Below are 13915 nucleotides of genomic sequence, written 5' to 3' on the forward strand. Positions count from 1 at the left end.
TATACATCGTGGTGAGTCTGCTGTTGCAGAATATCTGGCGATATCTGCACTGGGAGTACGTGGCGACGCCCCGCTGTGGCGGGCATCGTCTCTAGTGGTGGCTGTTCAAAGAGTTCACCAATATGGTTCGGCGAACTGTGTGGACGACCCTCGCGATATGTCAGGTAGCCAACAAATAGACTACCTGACGACCAGTTCTCCCGATAGTCACCGTCAGAGTACACCTCCTTATAAGTGGCAACGCTGTCGAATCGCGGCTGATCGCCGCCGACAGCGATAACGCTCTCTTCGCTCAACCCTGTTTACTTTCTGTCAACCATTCATCAAGATGGACGCATAGATTCAAATTAGCGTTGCTTTGTGAGGTACTGATACTACCGATGAAATGATAAAGCATATAGTTTTGATAGATCAGTCTTAAATATAGACTCATGGGATTTCGTACAGCAAAATCGATCTACAAAAGATCGAGTAACTCTCTCGAAGCGGTGCAACGAAACGCGTGGGCGGTGGGTTCTGTACTCAATGCCGACATCAAGAGTGATGCTGATCTCCCTATTTCAAAGCGTTTAGATGCTCTTCAAAGTGGCTTCACCAGCGAATCATACGCCCTTTTTGAACTTGACCGGCGTGACCGCTCAGATTATCTTTCAGACTGGGAGCGAGCTCGTGGGGCCTCGAAAATCAATAAAGGGTATGAAATAACCTTAGATGATAAGCTTCTATCACACCGGATCCTCTCGCCAGAGTATGGTGAGCTATTGCCGGATCTCTATGGATGTCTCCAAGATGGAGAGTTTGTCGAGCCTTGGGAGGGTGCGACAGCAGATTGTGATAGTCTCATTGAATGTGTTCGCAAGCATAAGATAGTCGTTATCAAGCCCAGGGCCGGGACACGAGGGAAGCGAATACTATTTCTTCAATATGATGATGGATTCTTGCTAGATGGCGAACCAATATCTGAAACACGCCTAACACAAATTTGCAGAAATCTTGATGGATATCTTGCCACAGAGGTTTTCCATCCAGCACAGTATGCTAATGAGATCCATCCCAGCGGATTTAGTACAGTTCGAGCTATTACCATGGTGGATCCAGATACGGGCAAACCATTTATTGGTGGTGCAATGCACCGTTTCTCGACAGATAAATCTGCTCCTCTCGATAACTACGCTGCTGGAGGTGGCTCAGCAGGGATCGACCGTGAGAGTGGCGAACTAAGTCATTTTGTTATCGTGAAAGACAATGGCCGTCCGGAGTACATGGAGACCCATCCAGATACGGGAACCCAAGTTCTGAACGTTGAGATTCCAGCTTGGTCTAAGATTAGAACACAGATCTTGGAATTGGCTGATGCCGTATCCTCAATTACGCCTTACCTAGGCCTAGATTTAATCGTACTTGATGATAAAGGAAGTGTTGGACTTATCGAAGCAAACTCACTTCCGGGTGTACAGGCTATGCAAGCACACAAACCATTACTCAGAGACGATAGAAACAGACGATTCTACGAATACCACGGCGCACTCTAAATAACAGTCAATATTATTATTATTGTTATTTCGATCACTCTAAAGCCATAGTGAGAGGCTATGGTTTTCTTTCTCGATAGATTTATATCGCATAATTATCTCTATTACAAACATGATAGCTGGCCTTACGGCTATTGATATAATAGCAATTTCATCATTTATTGGATTTTTCTCCTTTACTGCATTAGCTTTCAAGTTACGGAACAGGTCAAATACAAAAGAGGTATATGTAGGAACTGTTCTCTCGGTGTTGTTAATCGTAAACCTAGTCGGTCTAGGTGCGCTCCCTTTTATAGACTATCATAAATACACCTACCCTGCTGAGCAAGAAAATACATATCAGGAAGTTTATCTTGTTGACAGTAATGGTAAAGAATTGAGGTATGACACTCGTGCAGTTCACCCAAACTCTATCGGACAGTTGCATTACCATCTGTCTGCAGACAACTATGATGAAGCAGGCGAGTTCTTTCTTGAGCAGGCACAAGAACATAGGTCGGAACTTATGACCGGTGGGCCGCCAGAAACATCTTGGTGGACCTTTCCTCTTCCTTCACGAAACTATGAGTGGAATGTCAATGAATTAAATGAGTACGACGATTTTGTTGCAGTGATATTTTATGAAGTAACAATGTATTATGAAAACAACTCACATGAAGTACAGCATTTAGACCGGGAGATATACCATGTAACAACAGAGGATCCTTCTGTTGTTTCGGAGGTTAATCATGTTTCGTAACTATGTTCGAAACCCGAAATTAGATTCACCATTAAATATCGCTTTGGTACGTATAGTACTAGGATTGTACCTTATCTGGAAGGTGGTTTCTATCAATTGGAACGCAGTCGGAGAATGGCCCCTATTCCCATACGGCTACTACGAAATATTCGCATTTGATATTGGGCTTGCATCCTTACCATATCTGCAGTGGATCGTTGTTATCGGACTAGTTTGCTTCGTCCTTGGATATCGACTTCGGCTTACTAGCTTCCTTACTTCCATTATATTGACATATATGTCAATTATACTGATGATGATTCAGTGGTCAGGTAATACTGAAGCGATCTTTATGAGTGTCTTCATTATGTTATTTTATGGTCTATATTCTGAACAAGATGTTCTCTCTGCTGATGGTGTTCGTCGAACGCGAAACCGAGATCTGAACGAATTAAACTCGTTTCTCACGACTCGCAACTTGCCGTCTTATCGAGCAGATATGCTTCGTTCGGCGCTACTCCTCATTGCGATTCTCTATTTCGGATCTGGCTTCGCTAAAATCGTACACGGGAACCCAATCGAATGGGCGACTGCTACGAGTTTAGGGAGGCATATCCGGAGTTCTCACTATCGACTCGGAATAGAACCTGTTGCAGGTCAATTGCTGCTCGATATGCCAGATATACTTATCGCGCTTGGTGCACTGACAACTCTTATTTTAGAAGTAGGACTGCTTATTGTACTAATATTTGGATTACCACTTACAATAGTTGTTCTGGGTCTAATAGGGTTCCACGTAGGTGTTTATGCAACCCAGGGGCCAATATTCCTAGATATGATTATAGTGCTCTTATTTTTCATGTCGTGGGATAAAATCCATTCATATATTTCAACTGGGAAAAGTATCGATTTAGTCTACGATGAGCACTGCTACTTCTGTGCCCGTTCACTCTATGCATTCAAATTACTCGATCTCAATAAAACTGTGAATTTCTACACCCAGTACAATACACCGGCCGAGTATCGAGAGCGCGAGAACGTCAATTTCGACGACGAAATGTATGTGTTTGCCGATGGAAACGTATACAGGGGATATCACGCTTTCAGGAGACTATTCAAGCAATTCGCGGTCACGGCTCCGCTCTCTTGGTTTATGACATTCCCACCAGTAGCGGCCGTCGGTAAACGGATATACACATACATTGCAAAGAACCGGGATCGGCACTTTGTCTGCAGCTACGACCCCAGTGAGCAGTCCTGATCTCTTTCCAAATTCGGCCAATCGCTAATCCGGTTTTGATATCGAATTTGATAGACGGGCTAGAATAGCTACGATGACGAGCGGGTGGCAACCGGCGAATAGTCGTCTGACTCTCGTGTGCGGCATTGTTTTTAGTATAATCAGTACCATGAGTGACAACGATACTTGACGATCAAAAGTATGGCACACGATCAAGAACCTCGCGAATCGACGCGGCGAGGACGCCGAGGTCTCTGTTGTCGGAAGTGATCATAGCGGGTATCGGACGCGGAATCAACGCTTTTGCTTTGACCACGTCCGCCCTAGCTACGTTGACGGGGTTTCGTCAGTGTTATAATATTGACGGTAACTGTAATGAATCTTGACTCAAAGAACTCTCGTCATACAGTACCAAAATGCTCTTACAGATCCGCGTGAGCAATCAACCTATGCATATTTCCGTTATCGGCAGCGGCTACGTCGGGACGACGGTCGCGGCCTGTTTCGCAGACCTCGGCCACCAGGTCACGGCGATCGACATCGATGAAGAGATCGTCAACACGCTCAACGAGGGGAAGGCCCCGATCGACGAGCCAGGTCTCGAGGACCTCCTCGAGAGACACGTCGGCGATCGACTCGAGGCGACCACGTCCTACGATGCGGTGCCCGAGTCAGATGTCACCTTCCTCGCGATCGGGACGCCCTCGAACGCAGACGGCAGTATCGATCTCACCGCACTCGAGGCAGCCGCCGAGGCGACGGGTGAGGCCCTCGCCGACAAATCCGAGCGCCACCTCGTCGTCATCAAGAGTACGGTGACACCGATGAGTATCGGGGATGTCCTCGAACCAGCCGTCCACCGCGGAGCAAACGACAACAAGAACATCGAGGTCGGCATGAACCCCGAGTTCCTCCGTGAGGGCAGTGCGGTCTCGGATTTCATGCATCCCGACAAGGTCGTTTACGGAACGCGCTCCGAGTGGGCGACCGAACGACTACATGAAGTGTTCGAACCACTGCTTGAGGGACACGATGCCGACATCGTCGAGACCGATCCTGCGACGGCCTCGATGACCAAATACGCTAACAACGCCTTCCTTGCCTCGAAGATCAGCCTCGTCAACGATCTTGGAAACATCTGCAAGGAGTTCGGCCTCGACGCTTACGAGGTAATGGAAGCGGTCGGTCTCGACGACCGCATCTCCGAACAGTTCCTCCGCAGCGGCGTCGGCTGGGGCGGGTCCTGTTTCCCGAAGGACGTCGACGCGATCATCGCAGCTGCACGAGAGGAGGGATACGATCCGGCGCTGCTCGAGGCCACCGTCGAGATCAACGATCGACAGCCCGAACGGCTGCTCGAACTGCTCGAGAACCACGTCAATCTCGACGGGTCCAGAGTCGCCGTTCTCGGTCTCTCGTTCAAACCCCAGACCGACGACATTCGGAACTCGAGAGCGATTCCGGTCATCGAGGCGCTCCTCGAGCAGGGAGCCGACGTCGTCGGATACGATCCGGTTGCAGCCGACAACATGGCAGAGGAGTTCCCGAACATCGATTACGCCGAATCAGCTTCGGAGGCACTTCACGATGCCGACGGCACGCTCGTCGTCACCGACTGGGACGAGTTCGCCGCACTCGACGAGGCGTTCGACGCGATGGCAAACCCCGTCGTCGTCGACGGGCGACGGATCATCCAGCGACGCGACGGACTCACCTACGAAGGGCTGACCTGGTAGCAGCGACGTCTCTTTCGTTCGAACACTCAGAGGAGTTGTTCGCATATTTGTTGACCGCCTCCACGAGCGCGTCGTGGAATCCCACCATGGGATTTCGAGTCTCCTCTTCGAGGTTTCAAGACGCATTCGGTCTGCTCGTCGATGGACGGGTTTCATCCTCGGAGCGGCTGTCTTGTGGCCCGGCCAATGAGGCCCCATCCTCGCTCGAGTCATCGCCAGTCGCCTTCTGGTCGGTTCGGGACTGGCTCTCTCCAGCGAGGTAGCGATCTGCGATATTGAGTGCGGCATTGAGATCTGCCTGATACTCGGAGACCCAGCAGTCGTCGTTCGAACAGCGGAAGGTTGCCTGCTGGGGTCGCGTTCCTTCTTCTCCACACGCGTGGCATCGTTTCGAGGTGTCTTGCGGATCCACTGTCGCAACTGGAATTCCCACCTCGTGAGCTTTGTAGCGAATCTGCTCGTGCAGTTTGGCGAACGACCACTTGTGGAGTCGCCGGTTCATGAACGCATCAGCATCGATGCTGTCCTGGATTCCAGTGAGGTCTTCGAGTACAAGTATGGGGTTATCGACAGCCCGTGCGTGATCGACGATCTCTCTCGAGACACAACTAATGATGTGGCCGATTTGGTTCCAGGTGTCCTCTCCGTACTCCTTGCTGAGCCGTTCGCTCCCACGTCGCTGGAGGCGACGGACTGCCGTGAAGTACGTCTTTCGGAGATCGCGAACCCACGAGGCTTCGTCGCTGAAGATGAGCGGTGACGTCGGAGCGCCGCACTCGTCCCGGTGACACACCGTTGCCAGAGCGGCATCGCCAACGTCTACACCGATCGGGGTTTGGTCCTCGGAGTCGGCAAGCAGATAGTCCGTAGTATCAGTGCGGACAGTGATGTGTAGATACCACTCACCATCGCTGTGTATGAGCCGACTCTCGCCCATTTCGGTCTCGCCACTATAGACGGCCTCGATCCACGACCGTTGTTCGGGATTGATAGCAGCGGGGAGCCAGAGATTGTAGTCCTCGTGATGTGGAATTTTGACGTACCACTCGATTCTGTTCTCCGGCTTTCGATCCAGACAGATTCCCTCGTTCGTGAAGCGAACGGGATGATCATCGCTGAGTGCCTTTGCGTTGTAGCTCCCGCCACACAGCTGTGGAACGTACTTTTTGAGCGCGTTCTTCGCGTAGCCACTGAGATCGTATTCGACGACGATGTCGTTGGTCGCCGACTTCGAGGTACAGTTTGCTTCGAACGCAGCCTCAAGTGCGCACTGGTACGCCTGCTTCGTTTCCCAGAGCTTCCGCTCTTTGTGCGCGTTCGGATCGACAAGCTTCAGCTCTACTGTTTTCATCTTTTTCGTCCTGTTGGTAGCTCAGCGTGCGATGTAACAGTCGGTTCAGTCTACTGCCCGCTGTTCTCTATGGCGCACAGCCCTCCGTCGGTGGACTGAACGCCCGCAGCGCGAGTTCGGTGAGACACAGCCGTGAACTGCGCGGCGTGGGCAGCGCGATCGAGCCGAGCCGACCGCCGACCAGCAGTTCGGTCGTGCCGAGCGTCGGCGACCGAATCCGGCCGGGCGCACAGCCGTGGCAGAACAATCGAGGGATGTCCCACTGTGCAGCGTCGGCACAGCGGTACGCGTACGCGAACACGATGTCGGTCTCGCGCAGCGGCGATCCACACCCGATGCAGACGGCTGCGTCGGGTTTCGGGCCGACCGGGTGACCGTGGAGGACCTGTGCTGGCGTCGCGGTGACGGTCGGCTCCTCGCGATGTCCGGCCCGGTACCGACGGCAGTCGTCAGCGGCCATCTTCCTCCGCCGTGTTGCGGGCGCTGAAACACGCAAAGCAGGGCAACTGGTCGTCAGTCGGACCGGCACACCAGTCATGGTCGCATACCTTTCTGTCGGTGCGTTTTTGATGAATCGCGGTTGTAGTTGGCATTGCTTCTCGCCTCCCGAGAAGTGCGGGCGGTGTCCTAGCACCGTCCAGTTTTACTGGATACCCGCCTCCTCATCTGCATATAACACCTCCGTCCACTTAATAGTTACATTGTAACATATTTCGTAACAACATTTGCAATCCAAAATAGAACTAGCACCGAAATGTTTAGTGTAATATCGATGTAGCCAATAGTAAGATGGTGAACGAGGATTTCGAGCCTAATGACCGGCAAGATGCGATCCTTGAGGTGCTAAAGGAAGGCCGGGAGGAGGGCAAACCATGGGGATACGCGAATCCTAAACGGCTTGAAGAAGCACTTGATACACGACGCCAATATATCAATCGAGCCCTCCGGGGACTCGTTGACGCAGGTTGGGTAGAAAAAGTAAACCGTGGACTCTATCGATTTGTGCGTGATCCGCGAGAGAACTAACAATATAGACCACATTACCGGGTTTTCCTTATAGTCGCGTCGACTGACGGGTCGCCTCGCTCGAGCACCTCTCGCAGAACCTGCTGGTGGGAATCAGCTTTGCCGACACCGCCGAGGACCCCCACAACTCGTATATCTACCCGTTGCTCAACACGGGCATCATCGGCGGCAGCCTCTATCTCGGCGCGCTGTCTATGCACTGAGGCAGGGGCGCTGGACGCCCTGGACCGCGTTCGTCGTCGAGCTGGGAATGGTGATCTTCCCTCTATATGGGCTTCGAGTCGCTGTTCCTTGGCGGACTGAGCGTCTCCTCGATCATGCTCGCACTTCTCCTCTATTCGCCGGAAGCAGACGGTCCCGTCACCGACATTCGATCGAAATTCGAGATCCGATAATACGAGTTCAGCTCTCGGCGTCCATCGATTCCAAATCCACCTCCTCGAGCACACCCTCCAACGACCGACGCCGAGCCCGTTCCCGCTCCAACTCACTCCGCAGCTTCTCGAGAGCCGACCACGCTGTACCGGGACAGGCGGCTCGATACCGAACGTTCTCGCGAGTCCGCAGACAGTTCATGCGCTCGAGCTGTGACACCAGCGACCGAAGCCGTTCTTCCGGGAGATCGAGCTCGCGCTCGAGTGTGTACACCGTCTGTCCGCCCTCTTTCAACACCCGAAGCACGCGAAGCGCCTCGTCGCGATCGGTTTTGGCGAACTGCCGCTCGACGTGTGCTCCCTCGAGGCGATTGTGACAGGTCCCACAGACCGTAACGAGATTCAGGTCGAGACGCGCGTCGGCCTTCGGGAGGTACTTTCCCGGAACGATGTGGTGGGCCGCCATCGACAGCGGATAGTACTCGTCGTTCCCGTTGTGGTTCCCGCAGCGCTGACAGACGCTGTTGTCCCGCTTTCGAACCTCCGTCGCACGTTTCGTCCAGTCGCTTCCACGCTCTTCGGGGACGTCGAACTCCGGGCCGTCGGCGCTCGGCCCAGCGGAGTCCTCCTTGCGACTCATCGATCTGTCCCCGCCAGTAGTGGCTTCGCTCCTCGGACTCCCGGGTGTGTTCTCATCGTTCAGTGTGGAATCCGCCAGTCGATCGGTTCCGACCGGACGATCTCTTCGTCTTCGACTCCTGAACCGCACGTCGGGCAGAAGTTGGTGTTCTCACGTTTGGTTAACTGATTCGGAGTGCCACACTCTCGACAGAGAATCTTGTACCCGGAGAGGTTGCGATACGTTTTCTGTGACTTTGCTCGGTGACTCGACGCATCGAGTAGTTCGTAGTTTTCCAGCCTGTTGTCGAACGGACAGCCGTTGACGTGGTGGACCTCCTTTTCGGCGAGTTCGCCGATATCGTCTACGAGCAGCGTCGCGTGAAGTCGGTGAACTTGGACGCGGTGACGAGCGCCGTTGTGTTTCGTATCGATCCCTCTGTGACCGTACGGGTCACATTGGATTGCCGGCACTCGAGCGAAATGAATCTGAGACGCATGAACCGACTTTGCTCTGTGCGAGTCGAACGTCCGATCACAGTGGGGACAGTCGACGCTCATCTCACAGCCCACCGCTCGTTGTATCGGCGACCCGACTCGGACCCTCGCCTTCGAAGCGAAGCCGATCACTTGGACGATTCCGCCCTCGCAATCGTCGGCCGGCCCTCCTGATCGGGGGTTCGAGTAAGTGCGTGTCGACGGCGTTCATGGTGAAAAGCCCTCCGTCGGTCCGCTGAACGCCCGAAGGGAGAGCTCTGCCAGACACAGCCGAGCGCGACGCGACGTCGGCAGCGCGATCGAGCCGAGACGACCCCCGACGAGAGCCTCGGTCGCTCCGAGGGTCGGCGAACGAATCGTGTCGGGCGCACAGCCGTGACAGAACAGCCGCGGAACGGTCCACGCTCTCGAATCGGCACAGCGATAGGCGTACGCGAACACGAGATCGGTCTCGCGGAGTGTCGCGCCGCAACCGATACAGACGGCGGCGTGGGGTTGTCGGCCGACCGGATGGCCCGCCAGCGTCTGCGTCGGGGTCGCGACGACAGCCGATCCGTCCTCGAGCGACGCCGGCCGCTCGGTCAGACACCCCGAAGTCTCATCAACGGGCATCCGACTTTCCCTCCGTTCTGTGCGCTACCTGGAAACACGCAAAGTAGGGGAGCCTGTCTCCGTTGGGTCCCGGACACCAGTCGTGATCGCACGATTCAACCTCGTCACGTTTTTCAACGGCGGAATTCGTAGCTAACATGCTTCTCGGACCTCGAGAAGCGCAGGCGGTGTCATCACCACCGCCTGATTCTACTCAGGAACCCTGCGCTTCTCCAGTCTCTACTATCACGCCCACCACTATATAGTTTGCCTCTCAAACTCGAGTTAGAAGCTTGCGGACAGTACTCAAAGAGAACCCTGGTGGGATGAGATAGCACTAAGTATGTAATGCAAGTATGCGAATCAAACAGCATGGCACTCTCTGATAACGATCTCCGCGACGTCGATCAGGAGCTCCTGGAGTATCTACTCGAGGGACGTGTAACGCCCGTCTATGCGCGTGAGCGGATGAACGACGAGGAACGCAGAGACGTGACGAGCACGTATCTCGGACAGCGCCTTCAACGTCTCGAGGAGCACGGTCACGTGCGAAATCTATACGATACCGGACTGTACGAACTTGTTAGCGACCCACGTGACAACGACAGCAATTAATTCTAGGGCAGAACGATTAGACCAGCCCAAATAAAGGTGGAATAGGGAGCGGGGGGTTAGCTACCTCTGTTCGACCTACTGCTCGGGCGTGGCCACCCCCATCACGGCGTCGCGCAGCGCGTCGAGGCAGTGGTCGTCGGCGTTCGGCCCGCCGACGTGGTCGTCCGTGTCGCCGTCGAACGCCCGGATGAGCTCCTGGCACCGCTCCGAGACCAACAGTCCGACCGCAGGTTCGCCGGTGTCGGTCTCGGAGGAGTCGGAGTCGGACTCGGACTCTGCGGTCTCGGTCTCGGTCTCCGTCGAGCGGGATCAATACCGTCTCGAGCGCGCCGGAGTCGGATCCGGAGCGCCTACAAACGACCGTCAAATCGTTCGCTTTCTGGGTCGCAGATCGGTCGAGACCTCCAGGTTGCCGTCGGCCGCGAGGCGTGTGCGGACCTCGGCGATCCCCTCATCGATAGCCGTGACCGCAGTCTCAACAGCGAAGCCCGCGCGCTCGGATGTGTCGTTATAGACAGTAGCGATCGGAGGAGATCGGCTGCGGGGACTGGTTCAAAAGGTACTGGCGGTGCGACCCGGTCGCGTAGTATCGTGATGACGGCGGTGTCTGCGGAGCGTCGCTCATCAAAAGCGACGATCCGACCTCCAACCCCGTCAAACTAGCTCGGCCGATCAAACGAACAGTGGTCGGCACCGTTCTCCACTCGTCGACGAACCGACCGTTCGTTCTGTCCCCCCCACGAGGACCGTCCAGGCCGGTCGTCGACCGACCACGGCGCGGTTATCCGCTGTATATCCCTGCTGACAGACGCTGGAACGCCGCAATCCGATGCTCGGCCCAGTTGTCGACGAGCGCATCGAGCGGGTCGTCGTCCGGCTCATCGGCGAACAGCTCCATCTCCTCGAGAACCCATTCCTCGGCGAGTCGCCGTCGAGATGAATCGGCGAGCGTGTCCTCGGCGAGATCGATCACCATCGATCCGTGTTTGTGGGGGGCCAGCCACGTCTCGAACTCGATGCCGAGCACGTCCTTGGCGAACCGACGGTTTCCGTGGTACGCGAGATACAGCGCGACGAACTGCGCCTGGGTGTCGTCGGCTCGGTCGGACGCTCGCTCGAGGGCCGCCTCCGAAGGACGGTCATCTCCTTCCGCGAAGATGCGGGCCCAGTTTCGTGTCTCGAACAGTTCGAGCTGCAGCGCGATCGTATGGAGGTCATACACCGTCTCGAACGCAAACTGAAGCGAGAGCTGGCCCAGGGCGATCGTTTCGCCCAGCTGGTCGGCCGGGCACGTGTCGTGCAACCGCTCGATCCAGTAGTCGTTGTCTTGCGCCTGTGCGATGAAGATGTACTGGTTGCGTTCTCCCGGGTCGAGCTCGGCGAGCACCTCGTCGCTGAGCGTCTCGAGATCGCGTTCGAGTCGGCGTTTCGTCATCGCTTCTCGAGGCCGGAGACCGTCTTTAACAGACCGACCTCCTCTTCGAGGACGTCGAGATCCTCGTCTTTCAACAGCTTGCGGTACTGGCCGGCGAGATACCCCAGCGCACGGATCCACTTGATCTGAAGCGCTTGCTCCTCGGGCGAGTCAGCCGCCAGGGGATCGATCCGGTCCTGCGTGTCGTCGATCGTTTCGGCGAGGGTCTCGAGGATCTTCTCGCGGTCAGTGCGACTGGGCTCGAAATCGACTTCGTCTCTCATGGTGGGACGGAGTCGTCGGCGCCACCCCAGGGCCCTGCCCGGTATCGACCGGCAACTCGGCGCTCTCGTGACATGCGGGGACGACGACTCCTGCGGATAGGTTAGAGAGGACCCGGTATAAATTGCCGGAAAGCGGGCCGAAACTGGTCATCATAATCCCGGTACCGGAGCAGACGGATCGGAGAAGCCACGAGAAGCGATTTCAGCCTTGCCGACCCTATTTCCAGGACTGTTACGAATCGAAAACGGTAGCCAGATACGTCGAACCGGCGGCGTACGGGTCGATCGCCTCGCGGACCCAGCGCGGTTCGAACGTCGTTTCGATCTGTTTGACCCGGCCATCGTCACCACGGGAGTCGATCCAGGTCTCGACGACTCCCATTGTCTCGAGGTCGGTGACGAGGTTGCGGATCGTCCGTTCGCCGAGTTGCAGTTCGTCCGGGTACGCATCCTTCTGGACGAACTCGTGGACCGCGGCCGTCATCCGGGCTGTTCGATCGTTCCGCCTCGTGTCCACCCGGTAATACCCGTCAGGACTAGGAAGTGGCTGGTCGGCAGGTCGAGCAGCGTCTCGATCGTCACCTCCCGATCGGTCGTCTCGAGGGCCGCGCCGAGACAGTCCTTCGTGACTACCTCGCGTCGTGCTTCTGTGGCGGCTTCGAGCGGGATGTGGCCGAGAGCGATGGGCAGGTGACAGCCAGTGCGTGCGTGATCGAGTCGTTGTCGAAAGAGCGCTCTGCGATCGCGGCCGCCGACACGGTGACGGTGCGACACGGCGGCTGACGCGACAAAAAAGATCGAACTGCTGGACAGCCGGGCTGCTTACTCCGTGGTCGCGTCCCAGGGCCAGTCGCCAGCCTCACCGAAACCCGGACGATCCGGGATCTCCTCGACGCGGTCGGGGTCGCGCTCGAGGAGCGTCCCGTCAGCGGTCTCCTCGAGGATGGCGCGGTTCTCGTTGCGCATGATGCGAACCATCTGGCCCTCCATGCGCTCGCCGCGGTCTCCGGTCTGGCCGGTCATTTCGTTGAGGATGCTGCCAAAGCCGCGGGCACCGTAGGCGTTGCGGGCGATGTTTGTCCCCGTTCCGCCGGGATAGACCGAGAGCTGGGCGTTGGCCTTCCCCTCTGCCTGGTCCCACATCGAGACGTTGAGTCGCTGGGAGAGTTCGATCGCCTCGGGATCCGCCTCATCAGCGATCGGCCAGAAATTCGACGAATGATACATGTCGCCGGGGTTCTCATTCTCGTCGTGGTACATTCCGCTCTGGGTGTGGAGGTCGGCGACCCACAGCGGTTCGAGTGGAACGACGTAGTCGATCATCGCCTGCGTTTCGGGCGACGGGTTGTCGCTGGAACCGACCTCGTAGTCGTGTTGGCGGTTGGGATCGGTGCCGCCGGCGTTCGTACGCTGGTTGCGCATCGCGCCGTCGGGGTTGTGCATCGGGAGAACGTGGACGGTCAGCGCCTCGGTGACGGTTCTCGCGAACGGGCTCCCTGAGGTCGCGAGCTCACGCAGCTCCGCCAGAATGGCGTTGGTGCCGGTAGGCTCGTCGCCGTGCTGTTCGGCCGTGAAGAACACGTCCGTGTCCCCACTGCCGACGCGGGCGACCGTGAGTTCGCGTCCCTCGAGGCTCTCGCCGATCTCCTCGAGTTCGAACGGGCGGCGCGCCCGTCGGTCGAGGTCGTCGAGGAAGTCCTGGACCTCCTGGTGGGTGTAGAACCGCTTCGTCTCCTCGCGGGGCAACGAATCGTCCGCGCTGACTGTCGCTGCGAACATCCCCGCTCCCGCGGCGCTGCCGAGTAACTTGAGTGCACTGCGTCGTCTCATAATACAGCTATAGTGAACGAATATAGATTATATAAAGTTGCCTGTTAGTTTTGGCAATAAGGCCTATTATGATTGTATATGCCCAACC

General features: G+C 56.1%; 16 protein-coding genes and 1 pseudogene. 6 read left to right on the forward strand and 11 right to left on the reverse strand.

The genetic code is table 11. The features are described from left to right. The 5 genes and pseudogenes from QA609_RS15385 to aglM all read left to right on the forward strand — a co-directional run. Positions 1-207, forward strand: a pseudogene (locus tag QA609_RS15385) (ISH3 family transposase); the annotation flags it as partial. Between the two features lie 224 nt (positions 208-431). Continuing rightward, the gene (locus QA609_RS15390) at positions 432-1532 is read left to right on the forward strand and encodes a sugar-transfer associated ATP-grasp domain-containing protein (protein ID WP_278303490.1); all 1101 of its coding nucleotides are present in this window, start codon (positions 432-434) and stop codon (positions 1530-1532) included. A gap of 112 nt (positions 1533-1644) precedes the next feature. Then, entirely contained in the window at positions 1645-2271 is a 627-nt protein-coding gene (locus QA609_RS15395; RefSeq protein WP_278303491.1) for a hypothetical protein, read from the forward strand. Positions 2272-2749: 478 nt separating this feature from the next. Beyond that, positions 2750-3511, forward strand: a complete 762-nt coding sequence (locus QA609_RS15400; RefSeq protein ID WP_278303492.1) for a DUF393 domain-containing protein — start codon at positions 2750-2752, stop codon at positions 3509-3511. 428 nt (positions 3512-3939) lie between these two features. Next, positions 3940-5226, forward strand: a complete 1287-nt coding sequence (aglM, locus tag QA609_RS15405) for a UDP-glucose 6-dehydrogenase AglM (protein ID WP_278303493.1) — start codon at positions 3940-3942, stop codon at positions 5224-5226. A gap of 115 nt (positions 5227-5341) precedes the next feature. Here the strand turns inward: aglM and QA609_RS15410 are convergent, their stop codons facing one another. The 5 genes from QA609_RS15410 to QA609_RS15430 all read right to left on the reverse strand — a co-directional run bounded on the left by QA609_RS15410 (position 5342) and on the right by QA609_RS15430 (position 9705). After that, positions 5342-6577: a transposase gene (locus QA609_RS15410; protein WP_278303494.1), complete on the reverse strand. Its 1236-nt coding sequence runs from the start codon at positions 6575-6577 to the stop codon at positions 5342-5344. A gap of 67 nt (positions 6578-6644) precedes the next feature. Then, positions 6645-7037 (reverse strand): hypothetical protein, encoded by a 393-nt coding sequence (locus tag QA609_RS15415; protein ID WP_278303495.1) that lies wholly within the window; start codon positions 7035-7037, stop codon positions 6645-6647. A 968-nt stretch (positions 7038-8005) separates the two neighbouring features. Further along, positions 8006-8617, reverse strand: coding sequence for an HNH endonuclease (locus tag QA609_RS15420; protein WP_278303496.1), 612 nt, complete (start codon positions 8615-8617; stop codon positions 8006-8008). A gap of 59 nt (positions 8618-8676) precedes the next feature. Continuing rightward, complete coding sequence (locus tag QA609_RS15425) at positions 8677-9156, reverse strand: hypothetical protein (RefSeq protein ID WP_278303497.1); 480 nt, start codon at positions 9154-9156, stop codon at positions 8677-8679. A gap of 144 nt (positions 9157-9300) precedes the next feature. Then, a complete protein-coding gene (locus tag QA609_RS15430) occupies positions 9301-9705 on the reverse strand; it encodes a hypothetical protein (RefSeq protein ID WP_278303498.1) in 405 nt (134 codons plus the stop codon). Between the two features lie 351 nt (positions 9706-10056). Between QA609_RS15430 and QA609_RS15435 the strand changes: the two genes are divergently transcribed. Next, positions 10057-10299 carry a hypothetical protein gene (locus QA609_RS15435; RefSeq protein WP_278303499.1) on the forward strand — a complete coding sequence of 81 codons (243 nt, stop codon included), beginning with the start codon at positions 10057-10059 and terminating at the stop codon, positions 10297-10299. A gap of 75 nt (positions 10300-10374) precedes the next feature. On the opposite strand, the gene QA609_RS15440 is transcribed toward QA609_RS15435, so the two are convergent. The 6 genes from QA609_RS15440 to QA609_RS15465 all read right to left on the reverse strand — a co-directional run bounded on the left by QA609_RS15440 (position 10375) and on the right by QA609_RS15465 (position 13827). Further along, a complete protein-coding gene (locus QA609_RS15440; RefSeq protein ID WP_278303500.1) occupies positions 10375-10515 on the reverse strand; it encodes a hypothetical protein in 141 nt (46 codons plus the stop codon). A gap of 565 nt (positions 10516-11080) precedes the next feature. After that, entirely contained in the window at positions 11081-11734 is a 654-nt protein-coding gene (locus QA609_RS15445; RefSeq protein WP_278303501.1) for a hypothetical protein, read from the reverse strand. Continuing rightward, positions 11731-11997, reverse strand: coding sequence for a hypothetical protein (locus QA609_RS15450; protein WP_278303502.1), 267 nt, complete (start codon positions 11995-11997; stop codon positions 11731-11733). The genes QA609_RS15445 and QA609_RS15450 overlap by 4 nt, the downstream gene beginning before the upstream one ends. 232 nt (positions 11998-12229) lie before the next feature. Continuing rightward, on the reverse strand, positions 12230-12481 hold the full coding sequence (locus QA609_RS15455) for a hypothetical protein (RefSeq protein WP_278303503.1): 252 nt from the start codon (positions 12479-12481) through the stop codon (positions 12230-12232). Beyond that, a complete protein-coding gene (locus QA609_RS15460) occupies positions 12478-12771 on the reverse strand; it encodes a hypothetical protein (protein ID WP_278303504.1) in 294 nt (97 codons plus the stop codon). Before QA609_RS15460 ends, QA609_RS15455 begins: the two co-directional genes overlap by 4 nt. Positions 12772-12819: 48 nt before the next feature. Beyond that, positions 12820-13827 carry a M14 family zinc carboxypeptidase gene (locus tag QA609_RS15465; protein WP_278303505.1) on the reverse strand — a complete coding sequence of 336 codons (1008 nt, stop codon included), beginning with the start codon at positions 13825-13827 and terminating at the stop codon, positions 12820-12822. Positions 13828-13915 lie beyond the last annotated feature (88 nt).

It is taken from the genome of Natronococcus sp. A-GB7 (assembly GCF_029688865.1).
Taxonomy (GTDB): Archaea; Halobacteriota; Halobacteria; order Halobacteriales; family Natrialbaceae; genus Natronococcus.